Source organism: Terrabacter sp. Soil811, assembly GCF_001429655.1.
In the GTDB taxonomy this organism is placed as follows: domain Bacteria; phylum Actinomycetota; class Actinomycetes; order Actinomycetales; family Dermatophilaceae; genus Terrabacter.
Map to the genome: position 1 here is coordinate 3,101 of NZ_LMSX01000009.1, position 16,132 is coordinate 19,232.

Annotated in this window: 13 protein-coding genes and 1 pseudogene; 8 read left to right on the top strand and 6 right to left on the bottom strand. The window is 71.6% G+C overall.

From position 1 onward, the window contains the following. Positions 1–890, top strand: an 890-nt coding sequence (locus tag ASH01_RS22615; protein WP_156415635.1) for an IS256 family transposase, incomplete at both ends; no start/stop codon positions are given. 1 nt (position 891) lies between these two features. Beyond that, a pseudogene (locus ASH01_RS15650) lies at positions 892–1,344 on the top strand (transposase); the annotation flags it as partial. A gap of 331 nt (positions 1,345–1,675) precedes the next feature. On the opposite strand, the gene ASH01_RS15655 reads toward ASH01_RS15650, so the two are convergent. Both ASH01_RS15655 and ASH01_RS15660 read right to left on the bottom strand, forming a co-directional pair. Then, the gene (locus ASH01_RS15655; RefSeq protein ID WP_056777841.1) at positions 1,676–2,194 is read right to left on the bottom strand and encodes an NUDIX hydrolase; all 519 of its coding nucleotides are present in this window, start codon (positions 2,192–2,194) and stop codon (positions 1,676–1,678) included. A gap of 111 nt (positions 2,195–2,305) precedes the next feature. Further along, on the bottom strand, positions 2,306–3,181 hold the full coding sequence (locus ASH01_RS15660; protein WP_056777844.1) for a helix-turn-helix transcriptional regulator: 876 nt from the start codon (positions 3,179–3,181) through the stop codon (positions 2,306–2,308). 101 nt (positions 3,182–3,282) lie between these two features. On the opposite strand from ASH01_RS15660, the gene ASH01_RS15665 reads away from it, so the two are divergent. From ASH01_RS15665 to ASH01_RS15675, 3 genes are read left to right on the top strand one after another with little or no spacing between them, the layout of a single operon-like run. Then, a complete protein-coding gene (locus ASH01_RS15665; protein ID WP_056777848.1) occupies positions 3,283–4,161 on the top strand; it encodes an aldo/keto reductase in 879 nt (292 codons plus the stop codon). Between the two features lie 40 nt (positions 4,162–4,201). Further along, complete coding sequence (locus ASH01_RS15670; protein WP_056777851.1) at positions 4,202–4,957, top strand: SDR family oxidoreductase; 756 nt, start codon at positions 4,202–4,204, stop codon at positions 4,955–4,957. Between the two features lie 44 nt (positions 4,958–5,001). Beyond that, positions 5,002–5,991: an aldo/keto reductase gene (locus ASH01_RS15675; protein ID WP_056777854.1), complete on the top strand. Its 990-nt coding sequence runs from the start codon at positions 5,002–5,004 to the stop codon at positions 5,989–5,991. A 21-nt stretch (positions 5,992–6,012) separates the two neighbouring features. Here ASH01_RS15675 and ASH01_RS15680 read toward each other — a convergent pair whose 3' ends face one another. The 3 genes from ASH01_RS15680 to ASH01_RS15690 all read right to left on the bottom strand — a co-directional run bounded on the left by ASH01_RS15680 (position 6,013) and on the right by ASH01_RS15690 (position 9,797). Then, positions 6,013–6,753, bottom strand: a complete 741-nt coding sequence (locus tag ASH01_RS15680) for a phosphotransferase family protein (RefSeq protein WP_056777857.1) — start codon at positions 6,751–6,753, stop codon at positions 6,013–6,015. Between the two features lie 69 nt (positions 6,754–6,822). After that, positions 6,823–8,175 (bottom strand): DUF1501 domain-containing protein, encoded by a 1,353-nt coding sequence (locus tag ASH01_RS15685; RefSeq protein ID WP_082619903.1) that lies wholly within the window; start codon positions 8,173–8,175, stop codon positions 6,823–6,825. Between the two features lie 8 nt (positions 8,176–8,183). Then, positions 8,184–9,797 (bottom strand): DUF1800 domain-containing protein, encoded by a 1,614-nt coding sequence (locus ASH01_RS15690; protein ID WP_156415616.1) that lies wholly within the window; start codon positions 9,795–9,797, stop codon positions 8,184–8,186. A 122-nt stretch (positions 9,798–9,919) separates the two neighbouring features. On the opposite strand from ASH01_RS15690, the gene ASH01_RS15700 reads away from it, so the two are divergent. From ASH01_RS15700 to ASH01_RS15710, 3 genes are all read left to right on the top strand, one after another. After that, positions 9,920–10,744 (top strand): nucleotidyltransferase family protein, encoded by an 825-nt coding sequence (locus tag ASH01_RS15700; RefSeq protein WP_056777866.1) that lies wholly within the window; start codon positions 9,920–9,922, stop codon positions 10,742–10,744. 96 nt (positions 10,745–10,840) lie between these two features. Continuing rightward, positions 10,841–14,974 (top strand): AAA domain-containing protein, encoded by a 4,134-nt coding sequence (locus ASH01_RS15705; protein WP_056777869.1) that lies wholly within the window; start codon positions 10,841–10,843, stop codon positions 14,972–14,974. A 66-nt stretch (positions 14,975–15,040) separates the two neighbouring features. After that, positions 15,041–15,475, top strand: coding sequence for a tetratricopeptide repeat protein (locus ASH01_RS15710; RefSeq protein ID WP_056778641.1), 435 nt, complete (start codon positions 15,041–15,043; stop codon positions 15,473–15,475). Between the two features lie 179 nt (positions 15,476–15,654). Here the strand turns inward: ASH01_RS15710 and mscL are convergent, their stop codons facing one another. Next, positions 15,655–16,020 carry a large conductance mechanosensitive channel protein MscL gene (gene mscL / locus ASH01_RS15715; protein WP_056777871.1) on the bottom strand — a complete coding sequence of 122 codons (366 nt, stop codon included), beginning with the start codon at positions 16,018–16,020 and terminating at the stop codon, positions 15,655–15,657. Positions 16,021–16,132: the final 112 nt, after the last annotated feature.

The window sequence follows — 16,132 nt, forward strand, 5'->3', positions numbered from 1 at the left end:
CGAGTACGGGGTCCGCAGCCCCGACCGGGTCAACACGCGCAACGGCTACCGGCACCGTGACCTCGACACCCGCGCCGGCACCTTGGATGTCGCGGTGCCGAAGCTGCGTGAGGGGACCTTCTTCCCGGACTGGCTGCTCGAGCGGCACCGCCGTGCGGAGGCGGCGCTGACGACGGTCGTCGCGACCTGCTACCTGCTGGGCGTCAGCACCCGGCGGATGGACAAGCTCGTMMRGACGCTCGGGATCACCGGCCTGTCCAAGTCGCAGGTGTCGGTGATGGCCAAGGACCTCGACRAGCAGGTCGCCGCGTTCCGCACCCGACCCCTGAACGAGGGGCCGTACACGTTCGTCGCGGCCGACGCGCTGACGATGAAGGTCCGCGAGGCCGGCCGGGTCGTGAAGGTGGCGGTGATGGTCGCGACCGGCGTSAACKCCGACGGCTACCGTGAGGTCCTCGGGATCCACACSGCCACAACAGAATCGAGCGCYGGCTGGCTCGGGTTCTTCCGGGACCTGACGGCCCGCGGMCTCACCGACGTCGCGCTCGTCACGAGCGACGCGCACGCCGGCCTMGTCGAGGCCATAGGGGCAACCCTGCCGAACGCGTCCTGGCAACGCTGCCGMACCCACTACGCCGCGAACCTGATGGCCGTGACGCCGAAGTCGCAGTGGGGGTGGGTCAAGGCGCTACTTCACTCGGTGYACGACCAGCCCGACTCCGAGGCCGTGAACGCCCAGTTCGACCGGGTCCTCGAGGGCCTGTACGAGAAGCTCCCCGCCGTGGCCGAGCACCTCGAGCTCGCCCGCGCCGACATCCTCGCCTTCACCGTCTTCCCGAARGAGATCTGGCGCCAGATCTGGTCCAACAACCCGAACGACTCTTCCGATCNCAGTGGGGGTGGGTCAAGGCGCTACTTCACTCGGTGTACGACCAGCCCGACTCCGAGGCCGTGAACGCCCAGTTCGACCGGGTCCTCGAGGGCCTGTACGAGAAGCTCCCCGCCGTGGCCGAGCACCTCGAGCTCGCCCGCGCCGACATCCTCGCCTTCACCGTCTTCCCGAARGAGATCTGGCGCCAGATCTGGTCCAACAACCCGAACGAGCGCCTCAACCGWGAGATCCGCCGCCGCACCGACGTCGTCGGCATCTTCCCCAACCGGGAGGCGATCATCCGCCTCGTCGGCGCGGTCCTGGCGGAGCAGCACGACGAGTGGGCCGAACAACGCCGCTACCTCGGCCTGGAAGCGCTGAAGAACGCCCGAGCCGTCCTGACCGACCGCACCACCGACGACGATCTTGAGGAGGTGACCAACGACCTGATCGCCGCGGCGATCACCGCCTAACCGAACCACCTTGACGGATCACCGTCGTACACCACCGATACGGACTTGACCGAGTGCTTCCGCGTTCCTTGAGCGCACTGGGCTCGATCCAGCCCCACGGGAGCACACCTGCCGGGCTCATCGCATCACCACAGGTCTGCGGGTTTCAGCCATATGCCACGAGGTCGGGGCATATGGCTGAACCCTCGCTGGGATCTAGCGCGACAAAGCCCTGGCGGGCCGACCAACGGGGACAGGCGACTGGACCGCAAGGGGCGCTCTCGCGCAGGGCTGCCAGCGTCGGCCGCCGAGAGTTGTCGGCGACAGGAGCAGACGCCTATGCGTCAGCGGATCACAGGCCGAACGTCACGGGCGTGGCCGGAATGTCGCCGGCGATCAAGGCCGCCAGCGGTCTCGCGAGGTCGCGAGGTGAGAACAAGTCGGTTCCGTCGTATTCGGCGATCTCTGCGTGCCGCCACCATCGCATCGCGCTGATGTGCTCGGCGGCGAGTTCGTCGTCGGACAGGGCGCCCCGGGGATCGAAGAGCGGGGTTCGGACCAGGAAGTAGTCGTTGACCACCCCGTCGTAGCCGTCGGCGTGGCCGGGCGCGACGACCTCCTGGTGCCAGACGTGAGGCGGGTCGGCGTCGATGACGAGCCCGGTCTCCTCGTGCAGCTCACGGCGCAGTGCCGCCAGAGGCAGTTCGCCGGGCTCGATGCCGCCGCCGGGGGCCGCCCACACGACCGTTGCGCCCGTCGGGACCGCTGGGTGCGGGAAGCTGAAGCGACACAGCAGGACCCGGTCGTCCTCGGCCAGGATGACCGCCCTTACGGCACGTCTCAGCTTCGTCGCAGCAGGCGTCTGGTTCATCACCAGATGATCAGGGCGTCAGCGGCCGGGCCGCAAGTCGGCACAGGCAATCACAGGACCCGAGGGGCGGGCTCGCGCCGTGCTGGCTGAGCCCGTCAGCCGGTCAGCCGGTCAGCTCGTCGTCTCGTGGGTGCTGCTCGGAGCCGGCTCGCTCGCGGCCCAGCTGGAGAGGAACTGCAGCGCTTCGGCAGAGGGCGTGCCGGGTTCGACCGTGTAGGTGATGATCGTGAGCCCGGTGTCTCCGGGCAGCTCCAGCGCCTCGCCGGTCAGCTCGATGTCCCCGATGACCGGGTGGTGCATCTGCTTCGTCGAGGTGCGGTGGAGGCGGACGGTGTGGCCCGCCCACCAGGTGCGGAACTCCTCACTGCGAGTGGACAGCTCGCCGACGAGGTCCGTCAGGCCGCGGTCGGACGGCGTGTGGCCCGCCTGCAGGCGCAGGGACGCGACGACGTCCTTGGCGACCCTGGTCCAGTCGGCGTAGAAGTCCCTCGAGCGGTCGTCGAGGAACAGGTAGCGCGCCAGGTTGGGGTGTGTCGTGCCGCCGTCGTAGAGGTCGGTCAGCAGGGCTCGCCCGAGTGCGTTGACACCGAGCAGGTCGAGGCGGTTGTTGCGGACGTAGGCCGGCGCTGACAGGGAGTCGAGAATGCGTTGTATGCCGGGTCGCAGCTGCTCCTTGACCGGTGTCCGTCGCCGTCGGTTGCCGGCGTTGGCTGCCCGGGCGAGGTCGAAGAGATGGACCCGCTCGGACTCGTCGAGCTGGAGCGCCGTCGCCAGTGAGTCCAGGACCGACTCAGACACCCCGGAGAGGTTGCCGCGTTCGAGGCGCGTGTAGTAGTCGGTGCTGACGTCGGCCAGGACCGCAACCTCCTCGCGTCGCAGGCCCTTGACCCGACGGTTGCTCCCGTACAGCGTCAGACCCGCCTGCTCCGGGGTGAGCCGCGAGCGGCGGGAGGTCAGGAAGTCGCGCACCTCAGCCCTGTTGTCCATGCCCCGACCGTATGCGGTGGGCTCGGGTCCAGGGAGGGGCTGGCGTTACCGGTCAAGGCCGTCACTGCCACCGGCACGGGCTCGCGCCTACGGTCGAAGACATGACGACACTGCAGCTGAACAACGAGGTCGAGATGCCGGCCATCGGACTCGGGGTGTTCCAGACCCCTCCGGAGGAGACGCGCGCCGCCGTCGAGGCCGCGCTCGCGACCGGGTACCGGCACATCGACACGGCCGCCGCCTACGGCAACGAGCGCGAGGTCGGTGAGGCCGTTCGCAGCTCCGGCGTGTCCCGTGACGAGGTCTTCCTGGAGACGAAGATCTGGATCAGCGACTACGGTTACGACGAGACCCTGCACGGCTTCGACAAGAGCGCCAGCAAGCTCGGCATCGAGCAGATCGACCTGCTGATCCTGCACCAGGCCCTCCCGTCCGCCTTCGACACGACGCTCGAGGCGTACCGGGCGCTGGAGACGCTCCTCGCGGACGGCAAGGTGCGCGCCATCGGCGTCAGCAACTTCATGGTCGACCACCTCACCGCCCTGCTCGATGCGGCGACGGTCGTGCCCGCGGTCAACCAGATCGAGCTGCACCCCTACTTCCAGCAGAAGGCAGTCCAGGAGCTAGGAGCCCAGCACGGGATCCTGACGCAGGCGTGGTCCCCGATCGGTGGCATCACCTTCTACCGCGACGGCAGCCACGGCAGCACCCTCCAGGACCCGGTCATCGGCGGGATCGCCGACGCCCACGGGAAGACGCCCGCCCAGGTGATGCTGCGCTGGCACCTCCAGCAGGGACGCTCCGCCATCCCCAAGTCGACCAAGGCGCACCGCATCGCGGAGAACTTCGACGTCTTGGACTTCGTCCTGACCCAGGACGAGCTGAGCGCGATCGACGCCCTCGACACCGGCACGCGCGGTGGCCCCGAGCCGGCCGACATCACGCTCGAGACCTTCGGGCGCGCCATCCCGGAGGCCTGAACCGGCCTCGCACTCCTACGACCACGAGCGAGAAGAGCGCATGACCACCACCACCCAGACCAGCCAGCCGGGCCGAGTCGCCGTCGTCACCGGAGCCTCCTCCGGCATCGGCGCCGCGACCGCGCGCTCCCTCGTCGCCGCGGGCTACCGGGTCGCGCTGCTCGCGCGGCGCGCCGACCGGATCGACGCTCTCGCCGGCGAGCTCGGCCCTGCAGCCCTCGCCGTCCGTGCCGACGTCACCGACCGCGCAAGCCTCCTCGCCGCCGCAGACCGCGTCCAGGCCCAGCTCGGCGGGGCGGCCGTCCTCGTCAACAACGCCGGCGTCATGCTGCTCGGACCGTTCGGCGCCGACCAGCGCGACGACTACCGCCAGATGGTCGAGGTCAACCTGCTCGGCGCGATCACTGCGACCGAGGTCTTCCTCGGGCAGCTCACGGCCGCCGGCTCCAGCCCGACCGGCGCCGACATCGTCAACATCTCCTCGGTCGCCGGGCGCACCGCTCGTGCCGGCAACGGCGTCTACGCGGCGACGAAGTGGGGCCTCAACGGGTGGTCGGAGTCGCTGAGGCAGGAGCTGCTCCCGGACGTGCGCGTCACCCTCATCGAGCCCGGCGTGGTCGACACCGAGCTGCCCACCCACATCACGCACGAGCAGACCCGAGAGGGCGTCGGCAGGCTCTACGACCAAGCCCAGGTGACGGCGGAGGACATCGCCGACGTCATCGCCTTCACCCTCAGCCGGCCCCGCCACCTCGCGATCAACGAGATCCTCCTGCGACCCGCCGGGCAGCTCTGAGCACCAACGAGTTCCACCACGAACGCGACCAAAGGAGAACCCACATGAAGAACCGCACACTCGGCACCCGAGGCCTCGAGGTCTCCGCCCTCGGCCTCGGCTGCATGGGCATGAGCCAGTCCTTCGGCCCGCGACCACCACGGGACGCGATGGTGACGTTCCTGCGTGCCGCGGTCGACCGGGGCGTCACCCTCTTCGACACCGCTGAGGTCTACGGCCCCTTCCACAACGAGGAGCTTGTCGGCGAGGCCCTGCAGCCGGTCCGCGACGACGTCGTCATCGCCACCAAGTTCGGTTTCGCCTTCGACGAGAACGGCACCCAGACGGGCGTCACGAGCCGACCCGACGCCATCCGCGCCGCCGTCGACGGCTCCCTGCGACGACTGCGCACGGACGCCATCGACCTGCTCTACCAGCACCGCGTCGACCCCGACGTCCCCATCGAAGACGTCGCCGGCACCGTCAAGGAGCTCATCGAGGCGGGCAAGGTGCACCACTTCGGCCTGTCCGAGGCCGGGGTCGACACGATCCGCCGGGCCCACGCCGTGCAGCCGGTCACGGCGTTGCAGAGCGAGTACTCCCTCTTCTGGCGCGAGCCCGAGGACGCGATCCTGCCCGCCCTCGAGGAGCTCGGCATCGGCTTCGTCCCGTTCAGTCCGCTCGGACGGGGCTTCCTCACGGGGAAGGTCACCGCCGCCACGGAGTTCGGCGAGGGCGACATCCGCGCCTCCCTCCCACGCTTCGAGCGGGAGGCCCTGCAGGCCAACCTGGCCCTCGTCGACCTCATCACCGCGGTCGCCGATCGCAAGGGGGCCACGGTGGGTCAGGTAGCCCTCGCCTGGCTGCTCGCGCAGCAGCCGTGGGTCGTGCCGATCCCCGGGACCCGGCGCCTGGAGCGCCTCGACGAGAACCTCGGTGCCACCGACCTCACCCTCACCGACGAGGACCTCGCCGAGCTCGACGCCGCCTCGTCCAGCGTGCAGGTCCATGGCGACCGCTACCCCGAGGCCATGCAGCGCATGATCGACCGCTGAGCAGGTCGCGGAGCCGCAGCCTCAGAGCTGGGCCTTGAGCACGTCGATCTCGCACCCGGGCGCGGCCGGGTCGAAACCGTGCTCGACGAGCCAGCGGATCGCCGTCAGGCTCCGCAGTGACCACCAGGCGCGGACCACGTCGAGGTCGACGGCATCCGCGCCGTAGCCGGCGACGACGTCTGCGACGTGCTCCGGGTGCCCGAGGGTCAGGCTCGAGAGGTCGTACATCGCTGAGCCCCGACCCGCCTCGGACCAGTCGAGGATGCCGGTGACCTCGTCTCCCTCGACGAAGACGTGGGCCACCTGCAGGTCGCCGTGCATGAACACCGGCGTCCACGGTCGCAGCGCGGACTCGGCGAGCTCACGGTTGCGCGTCACGAGCTCGGCCGGGAGGACGTCGTTCGTCAGGAGCCACGTGCACTCGGCGTCGAGGCTCGCGGCCTTCTCGTCGAGGCTGGCCCCGGACCACGGCGGCAGCGGCGCGTCGTGCAGGACGCGCAGGACCGCACCCGCCGCGGCCCACGCCGCGGCCGAGGCGGTCGACGGCTCGCCGAGGCGACCGAGCGCCACCCCGGGCAGAGCAGCGAGCGCGAGCACGGACGGCCTGCACCACAGGACCTCCGGGGTCGGGACCGGCGCCAGCGTCATCGCCTCGACCTCGCCCTCGGTGCGGGCCGGATCGGCGTCGACCTTGAGGAACACGTCACCTACACGCAGCGTCGCGCGTTCCTGATGGGCGACCACCACCTCGACCTCGTCCACGTCGGCCAGTCTGGCGCAGGGCGAGGGCGACCCCCACCCATTTGTCGGGCGGCCGTGCGTCGGCGAGGGTCAGGCCTTGGCGGTGAACATCCCGAGACGGTCGGCAGCGAGCAGCGGGAAGACCGTCGACGACGACAGTTGCGCCCGCTTCTCCAGCGCCTCGGCGAGGATCGTCCGGTAGTCGGTCGTCCCGGCGAGGTCACCGTTGTCGAGGTTGGCCGCCGCGAGGCCGGGCCAGCGGCCGTAGACCTGCCCGCCGCGGACCCCGCCGCCCATGACGAGCGAGACGTTGCCGTGGCCGTGGTCGAGACCACCGGAGCCGTTCTGCGCGACGCGGCGACCGAACTCGCTGAGCGTCACGAGGGTCACCTCGCTCATCTGCGCGCCGAGGTCCTGGTTGAAGGCCGCGAGCGCCTGGCCGAGCTCGGTGAGCTGGCGGAACATCCAGCCCGAGTCGCTGGACCCGAGGCCCGAGTGCATGTCCCAGTTGCCGACGTCGACCGTCGCCGCCCGCAGGCCGATCCGTGCCTTGATGAGGCGAGCGAGGTCGCGCAGGGCGTCGCCGACGGCACCCTTGGGGTATGCCGCCCCGTTGGCCGGGGTGTAGCCGGCGGCCTTGAGCGGTGACATCGTCGAGAGCGCCCCGAGCGTCGCCTTCGCGGGTGCCGCGAGCGCGGCGGGCGCCCCGGCATACAAGGCGTTGAGGGCGGTCGTCCAGCGGGTCTGCTCATCCGGGGTGCTGGCGCCGCTGAGGCTGAAGCTGTCGACGGTGCGGATCGCGACCTCGGGGTTCGGGCCGATCATCGACTGCGGTGTCGTCGCCGATCCGACCGACGCGGACGCGAACGTCGAGACCGGTCCGCTCAGCCCGATCATGCGGTCGAGCCAGCCGGTGCGCAGCGTCGAGCCGGGCGCGGCGTTCTCCATCGTGGCCATGGCCTCGAAGTGCGACCGCGTCGGGTTGACCTGGCCGACCGCGTGCACGGCGGCGAGTCCGCCGGCGTCCCAGATCGGCTTGAGCGGCGCGAGGGCAGGGTGCAGCCCGAACATGCTGTCGAGCCTGATCGCCCGCGACGCGGGGATCGCGATCGCGGGCCGCGCCGCGAAGTACGCAGGGTCCCCGACGGGGGCCACCGCGGACAGACCGTCGAAGCCGCCGCGGAGGCTGAGGATGACGATCGTGTCGCCGGTGTAGGCCGTCCCGGCGAAGGCGAGCTGCGTGGCGGCACTGGGGCCGGCGGTGCCGATGACGGCGCCGAGCGCTCCCAGGGCCGACGCGCCCGCGAGCAACGTGCGGCGGGAGACCTGCGAGGTCAGGGCCTGCCCCTGCGGGCAGCCGCAGCCCTCCGGGGGGACGCCGGACTCGGCCGGGTACTGGGTCAGGGACGGGGCTGTGGACGCGGTCGCGGGATGGGTCGTCATGGTCGTCCTCAGCGGGTCGCGAAGTTGGGGGAGTCGAGCAGGAGCGCGACGATCGACGGGAGCCGCCACGTCACGGCCGCAGCACCCGCCTTGAGGGCGTCGCCGGGGGCGTGGTCGACGAACCGGCAGATCGCGTCGCGTTGCGCGGTCGTCAGCGTGATGAGCAGCTTCGCGGCGAGCGCGTCGACGAGGGCGGCATACGTCGTCGGCAGCGGGGTCGGCACGAGCGTCGTGACGTCGGGGCGCTTCATCGCCTTGAGCGTCCAGTTGCCCGCGAGGCCGAGATGGAAGTTCCAGCGGTTGAGCGTGCTCGACGCGCCGTTCCAGGCGGCGGCGACGTCGGGATAGCCGTTCGGAGCCGGCCACCCCATCGGTGCCTGCCCGAAGGTGCCCATCTGCCAGAAGAGGCCGCGCAGGTCGCTCGTCACCCCGGCCGCCGGGACCGGCTCGGGGGTCAGGCCGAGGATGCGGCACGACGCGAGGGCGTCCTCGTAGGGGGTGCGGATCTTCTGGCCGGCCGAGGCGACGAACTCGGGGGAGAGGAAGAGGGCTCGCAGCACCGGAGCGATGGCAGTGCCGTTCGCGAGGTAGACCTGTGCGAGCTTGGTGACGAGAGTGGCCGGCGGCGTGTCGGAGACGTAGCGCGTCACGAGCTTCGTGGCGATGCGATTCGCCGTCGCCGGGTGGTTCGCCAGGTAGTTGAGGTAGAGCGTCGCGACGGCGCTGCCGTTCTCGGGCGTCGCGTTCGGGTCGCTCCAGCCGAGCACCTTGACGGTCCCGACGTGACGACGGTTGGGCCGGTAGTAGTAGAGACCCGACTCGGAGTCGACGCTGAGACCGGTCAGCGCCAGTGCCGACATCTTGACGTCGGCCTCGGTGAACTTCCCGACGCCGACGGTGTGCAGCTCGAGCAGCTCGCGGCCGTAGTTCTCATTCGGCGCCTTCTTCGTGCTGTCGGCGTTGTCGAGGACCTTGAGCATCGACGGGTGCCGCGCTGCCGCGTTGAGCATGTCGGAGTACTTGCCGAGCGCGTGCTTGCGGATGACGTCGCGCTGGAAGAGGTGCGAGCTGTCCCAGACCTCGCTGCTCGGGACCGGGACGACGAGGTGGTTGGTCCAGAAGTCGACGACGGTCTCGAGGAGCTGCCTGCGGGAGAAGAGGGCCCGGGCCAGGTGCGCCTCGACGAGGTCCATCATGACGGTCCACGTGTCGCCGCCCTCGAGGCGCTCGCGCACCTCCCACGTCTTCCAGCCCAGGCGGGTCCAGCGCCCCAGCATCGTGTCCATGGCGGTGTCGGGCACCTTGGTCAACGGGGCGAGCTGGGCGTCGAGCCAGGCCGTCGTCCCGGTCGTGCGCACTTCGGCGACCAGCGCCGGCGTCGGGCCGAACGTCGCGCGTCGCAGCAGGTGCAGCACGGGGTCGGTCGTGACGGCTGCGGCCATGACCGCGGGGGTGGCCGTCGCGGGCGCCCCTGCCGCGGACGTGGGTGCCGCGGACGCGGTCGTCGCGGTGGCCACGGCGAGGGCTGCGCCGCCCCCGAGCCCGGAGAGCACGCGTCGGCGCGCCGGCGCTGCGGCCGACGGCCGGGCGGGCGACGGCGACTCGGGGGAGTGAGCGGTCATGCGAGGGACGGTACATACCAGACCGGGCGTTGACTCCGTTATCGGACATTTCGGTCAGGCTCCCCGATCCGGCCGTCGGACCGAGGCTCCGGTAGCGTCCGGCCCATGCCGAGGACCGCCCGATGATCACCGACGAGACGTTGCGCCGGATGGTCGACGAGCTGACCGGCGTGCACGGGGTGCTCGGCGTCGTGCTCGGCGGCAGTCGCGCCCGCGGCGACGCGCTGCCCACCTCCGACGTCGACCTCGGCGTCTACTACCAGAGTGTGCCCGACACCGCCGAGCTGACACGTCTCGCGAGCCGGTGGTCAGGGCGCGACACAACGGTGGGGGAGCCCGGCACGTGGGGTCCGTGGGTCGACGCCGGTGGCTGGCTCGAGGTCGAGGGCACCGCCGTCGACTGGATCCTGCGCGACGTCGATCGGGTTGCAGCACAGGCGGATCGAGCGAATCGTGGTGAGTTCGCCTTCCACTCCCAGGCAGGTCACCCGCTCGGCTTCCTCGACGTGGCGTATGCCGCCGAGCTGGCCACCGGGGTCGTTCTGGCCGACCCGGCCGGTCGGCTCGCGTCCCTGCGAACGGCCGTGACGGCATACCCCCTCGCCCTGCGCGACGCGATGGTCGGCGCCCTCTGGGAGGCCGACTTCCTCGTCGGCGCGGCCGAGAAGGGAGCCCGGCGCGCGGACACGACGTACGTGTCGTTGGCGCTCGCTCGGGCAGTCCTGCTGTGTGCCCACGGGCTGCACGCGGACGCCGGACGCTGGGTGACGAACGAGAAGGGGCTCGTGCCCGCGGTCGCGACCCTGCCCACGGCGCCGGAGGGGTTCTCGCGGGACGCCGCCCTCGCCCTGGGCGCGCTGGGCGCTACCGAGGAGTCACTCACGGCTGCTGTCGCGACCGTGGCCCGGCTCATCGGCGAGACCCGCGCCGCGCTCGGCGACCGCTGACGACAGCGCACGTCACCGGCTGCCGCAGCACGGATTCCTCTGCGCGCTGGTCTGTCGGTGGCGGGCACGCGAAGGTTCGTTCGTTAGCCTGCTGGAATGACCGACGCCCTCAGGACCGACCCTGCCCCCAAGGCCGAGTCGCCCTCGGGCGATCCACGCGCCGACCGGGTCGCGGCCGCCGTCAGGACCTGGCAGCGCACGCTCGTCGACCTCGGCGGGCGCAACACGCTCCTCTGGTACCGCGACCTCCCCTCGGGCACCCTCGACCTGACGACCGCGCACCCGGGCGGGGTCTCGATGCTGCTGGCGGGCCGTCGCACGCGACTGTCCGACCTCGTGCGCGAGCCCGCTGCCTTCGAGGAGGCCCGCCGCCGCGCGCGCGCCATCCGGTCCAAGGCCCTCGAGCTGCACGAGGAGCGCGGCATCGCGGCCGGCTTCATCGCCATCGGCATGGCGACGTGGTCCGTGCCGCGCGCCGCCCGCCCGCCGGCCTCGCCGGTGCTGCTGCGCTCGTGCGTGCTGCGTCCGACGGGCGCCGCCCAGGAGGACTTCGAGATCGACCTCGGCCCCGAGGCCGAGCTCAACCCCGTCCTGCGCGAGTACCTCCGCTCCGAGCAGGGCATCGAGATCGACGGGGACGCTCTCGCCGACCTCGCCACGGCGGGCAACGGCTTCGACCCGTACCCGGTGTATGCCGCTCTCGGCCACGCGTGCGAGCGCGTGCCCGAGTTCGAGATCACCCCGCGGCTCGTCCTCGGGACCTTCTCCTACGCCAAGCTGCCGATGGTCGCCGACCTCGCCCTCCAGGGCGACACCCTGGCCAACCACGACGTCGTCGCGGCGCTCGCGGGCGACGAGTCGGCGCTCGCGGCGGTGCGGCTGCGCCTGCCGGAGAGTGACCCGGACCCCGACCCGGAGCACGAGTACCTCGTCCTCGACGCGGACTCCTCGCAGCACGCGGCCATCGACGCCGTACGCGCGGGCGCCCACCTCGTCGTCAAGGGACCTCCCGGCACGGGCAAGTCGCAGACCATCGTCAACCTCATCGCCTCGCTCGCGGCGGAGGGCAAGTCGACCCTCTTCGTCGCCGAGAAGCGCGCCGCCATCGACGCCGTCCTCAGCCGCCTCGACCGTCTCGGGCTCGGCGACCTCGTGCTCGACGCCTACGACGGGCCGACGAACAAGCGCGCGACCGCCCAGCAGTTCGCCAAGAGCCTGGACGCCGCGGTCGAGAACGACACTCCCGAGACGGACCGCACGACCGCGACGCTGCGCGACCGCCGAGCTCGCCTGCAGAAACACGTCGAGGCGCTCCACGCCGTGCGCGACCCGTGGGGTGTGTCCGCGCACGAAGCCCAGCAGGCACTCGTCGAGCTCGGCACGCGCACGCCTCCGCCGACGTGTCACGTCCGACTCGGCAGCCGCGACCTCGCCGGACTGAGCCGCCCGAGGGTCGTCGAGCTCGGCCGCCGGCTGCGCGACGCCGCGGGGCTCGGGGCGTGGACGCGGGACGGTGACGACCCGTGGTTCGGCGCCCGCATCCTCACGGCCGACGACGCGGCCCGCGCCCTCGACGTCACGACCCGCCACAGCACGAGCGGGCTCGACGACGCGGCCCGCCAGCTCAACGGCATACTGTCGGAATCCCATGTGCCCGAGGCGAACTCGCTGGAGGACTGGAAGTCGGCCTTCGCCACGATGTCGAGCGTCCGCGAGACCCTCGAGGTGTTCCGACCCGAGGTCTTCGACATCCCGCTCAAGGAGCACATCGCCGCCACGGCGACGCGTGACTGGCGTGAGGCCCGCGACGTCGACATGGGCTGGCTCGACCGCTGGAAGATCCGGCAGCAGACCAAGCGGCTCCTGCGCCCCGGTCGACCGCCGGCCAACCTCCACGAGGAGCTCGTGTCGGCCAGCGAGCAGCGTGAGCACTGGTTCGAGCTCGTCGGCGGAGGCGGCCGTCCGGAGATCTCGCCCCGCCTCGACGAGGGGCTGTCGCTGCTGGCCGGCCTCACGGCGGACCTCGAGTGGCTCGACGACCGCCTCCAGGTCGGGCCCGACGGGCGCACGCTGACGTCCCTGCCGCTGCGCGACCTGCGGGACCGGCTCGCCGGGCTCGCGAGCCGACCCGACCGGATCGCCGTGCTGCCCCAGGTCATCTCGGCGCTCGACGAGCTGCGCTCGACCGGACTCGGCCCGGTCGTCGACGACCTCGCGGCCCGCGGGATCCCCACCGACCAGGTCACGGCCGAGGTCGAGCACGTGTGGTGGGCCTCCCTCGCCCAGGAGATCACCGTCCGCGACCCGGCGTACGGCGCCCACGACGGAGCGGGACTGCGCCGCGACGTCGCGGAGTTCGCCGAGGCCGACCGAGCCCACCAGTCGGCGACCGTCGACCGGGTGCGTGCCGCGGTCGCCCGCAACATCCGCGAGGTCCTCGCCGACCACCCGGCCCACGAAGCGCTCGTGCGCGCCGAGGCCGGCAAGGCCCGCCGCCACAAGCCGCTGCGCGACCTGATGCCGCAGGCGTCGTCCACGCTGACGGCGATCAAGCCGTGCTGGGCGATGAGCCCGCTCGTCGTCGCGTCGACGCTGCCGCCGGGCCGCTGGTTCGACGTGGTCATCTTCGACGAGGCCTCGCAGGTGCAGCCCGCCCAGGCGATCTCGGCCATCTCGCGCGCCCGCCAGGTCGTCGTCGCCGGCGACGAGCGACAGCTCCCGCCGACGAACTTCTTCACCGTCGTCTCCGACGACGAGTCCGATGCCGCCGCCCCCGCCGACGAGACCCTGACCGAGGGCTTCGAGTCGGTGCTCGACGTGCTCGCCGCGGCCCTGCCGACCCGCAACCTCACGTGGCACTACCGCAGCCGCGACGAGCGCCTCATCGCCTTCGCCAACGACACGATGTACGACGGTCGACTCACGACCTTCCCCGGCACGTCGCTCGACTCGGCCGTCACGTTCGAGCCGGTCGACGGCCAGGCTGTCGTGCAGCCGGGCGTCGACACCATCGAGACGACCGACGGCGAGGTGGCCCGCGTCGTCGAGCTCGTCCTCGATCATGCCCGCACCCGTCCCACGGAGTCGCTCGGCGTCATCGCCCTCGGCATCAAGCACGCCGACCGCCTCGAGGAGGCGATCACCGAGGCGCTGCGCACCGCGCCCGACGTCGCCGCCTTCTTCGACGACTCCCGCGACGAGCGCTTCTTCGTCAAGAACCTCGAGCGCGTCCAGGGCGACGAGCGCGACGCCATCATCCTGTCGATCGGCTACGGCAAGACGCCGCACGGCCGGGTCCTGCACCGCTTCGGCCCGCTCAACATCGAAGGCGGTGAGCGACGGCTCAACGTGGCCATCACCCGAGCCCGCGCACGGATGACCGTCGTGTCGGCGCTGCGCGCGATCGACCTCGACCCCGAGCGGCTCAAGGCCCGGGGCGCGCTCATGCTCCGCGACTTCCTCGCGTACGCCGAGCGGCGCGGTGGCGTCGGCGACGACGACACCCTCTTCGCCTCCGCTCCCACGACCGTCGACCCGCTGCGGCACGACCTCGCCGAGCGCCTGCGCCGCCAGGGCCTCACCGTCCACGAGGACTACGGCACGGCCACCCACCGCATCGACATCGCGGTCGAGGATCCCTACCACCGGGGCCGCGCGCTCATCGCCGTCGAGACCGACGGGAGCAGGTATGCCGCCCTCCGCAGCACGCGTGACCGTGACCGTCTGCGCCCCGAGCAGCTCGCCCGCCTCGGCTGGGTGCACGAGCGGGTCTGGAGCACCGACGTGTTCCGCGACCCCGCGAGGGAGCTCGCACGCATCGTGACGCTCGCCCGCACGTCGTCGCCGCCCCGCGAGGTCGAGCCGACCGACGGGGCCGTGTCGACGCCCGACGACGGCGCCGGTTCGACGAGCGCGGCGGACGGCGACCGGACCACCGAGCGTGCCGACGTGGCCTCCGGAGCCTCCCGCCCGGCGACGGACCCGGCCTCCTCCGACGGAGCCGACGCGTCGACGACGGACTCTGCTGCTCGCCCGAAGCGCAAGCGGCGCAGGGTGTTCCGCAAGGGCACCGGAGACGCGGACGGCACGCCCGACGCCGATGCGAGCGAGCCCGGTGCGGCGCTCGGCCGCAGCAGCGACGAGCTCGACCTCGGCTGGGGCGAGCGCCCCGCGGGCTCAGGTCTGGGTGACCGCTGGCTCGAGGAGCAGCGACCCCCGCACTACGAGTGAGCAGACGCGGGCGACGGCGGCGCGACGTGCCGGAATGCCGTGACCTCGTTAGGCGTTGTGGGCCTCATGAACACGACGACACCGTTCTCGCTGCGCCTCTCCTGGGCCCAGGGTCTCTTCGAGCGAGGTGACCACGTGGCCGCCGCGACCGCCCTGGCCGAGCTAGTCGACGAGGTCGAGTCGTCGCGCACGGCCGGGACCGCGGACGACGCGGTGCTGCACTCCGTCACCGACCTGCGGCTCATGCTCGCCCGCGCCTACTTCCAGTCGGCGCAGCTCGGCCGGGCCGAGGCGACCCTCAACGAGGTCATCGAGCAGTCGCCGACGGACTCCTACGCGCACCTGCTGCTCGGTCGCACCCTGCAGCGCGCCGGCCGGCACGCCGAGGCCGCCCGCCCGCTCGCCCTCGCCGAGATCCTCGGCGACTACGAGCGTCCCGAGGCCTACGGCACCATGGCCATCGCGGAGGCAGGCCCGTCCGACACCACTGAGCCCACCTGACCCGACATCCCGTCGAGTGGCCCCGTCGTCACACGTGACGGGTGCACCCACACTCGAGTGGCCCCGTCGTCACACGTGACGGGTGGGGCCGGGCGGCCACTCGAGGTGACTGCTGGGACTGACGAAGGGGCGGGAGCGATCGGCTCCTGCCCCTTCGACGTGCGTTCGTGTGGTCCGACTCAGCGGGCGCGGAGGCTGTCGCGGATCTCGGTGAGCAGGATGATCTCCTCCGAGGGGGCCTCGGGCTCGGGCTCGATGCCCTGCTTGCGCCGTTCGGCGAGCTTGTTCATCGGCACGACGACGATGAAGTAGACGGCTGCCGCCACGATGACGAAGCCGACCAGTGCGGTGAGGAAGGCACCCACGGCCACCCCGCCCGGCTTGAACGACGAGAAGTCCGGCTTGCCACCGAGCTTGCCGATGAGGTCCATGATGACGGTGACGAAGGCGTCGACCACCTTGGCGAACGCGGTGCCGATGACGACCGCGACCGCGAGGTCGACGACGTTGCCTCGCATCAGGAAATCCTTGAAACCCTTGATCATGCGCGTCCCTTTCTGTGCCCCTGGACTGGGTGATCTCGATGCCACGGGGGTTGTTTGCGACCCGTCCCTGTGGGTCCTGCTGTCTGCTGGGCTTGTGACCCGTGTGCGACGC

Bases quoted from the DNA above. Each gene is read 5' to 3' on its own strand.
- ASH01_RS15670 (WP_056777851.1), top strand. From the start codon at position 4,202: ATGACCACCACCACCCAGACCAGCCAGCCGGGCCGAGTCGCCGTCGTC.
- ASH01_RS15705 (WP_056777869.1), top strand. From the start codon at position 10,841: ATGACCGACGCCCTCAGGACCGACCCTGCCCCCAAGGCCGAGTCGCCC.
- ASH01_RS15690 (WP_156415616.1), bottom strand. From the start codon at position 9,797: ATGACCGCTCACTCCCCCGAGTCGCCGTCGCCCGCCCGGCCGTCGGCC.
- ASH01_RS15660 (WP_056777844.1), bottom strand. From the start codon at position 3,181: ATGGACAACAGGGCTGAGGTGCGCGACTTCCTGACCTCCCGCCGCTCG.
- ASH01_RS15675 (WP_056777854.1), top strand. From the start codon at position 5,002: ATGAAGAACCGCACACTCGGCACCCGAGGCCTCGAGGTCTCCGCCCTC.
- ASH01_RS15710 (WP_056778641.1), top strand. From the start codon at position 15,041: ATGAACACGACGACACCGTTCTCGCTGCGCCTCTCCTGGGCCCAGGGT.
- ASH01_RS15685 (WP_082619903.1), bottom strand. From the start codon at position 8,175: ATGACGACCCATCCCGCGACCGCGTCCACAGCCCCGTCCCTGACCCAG.
- ASH01_RS15655 (WP_056777841.1), bottom strand. From the start codon at position 2,194: ATGAACCAGACGCCTGCTGCGACGAAGCTGAGACGTGCCGTAAGGGCG.
- mscL (WP_056777871.1), bottom strand. From the start codon at position 16,020: ATGATCAAGGGTTTCAAGGATTTCCTGATGCGAGGCAACGTCGTCGAC.
- ASH01_RS15700 (WP_056777866.1), top strand. From the start codon at position 9,920: ATGATCACCGACGAGACGTTGCGCCGGATGGTCGACGAGCTGACCGGC.
- ASH01_RS15665 (WP_056777848.1), top strand. From the start codon at position 3,283: ATGACGACACTGCAGCTGAACAACGAGGTCGAGATGCCGGCCATCGGA.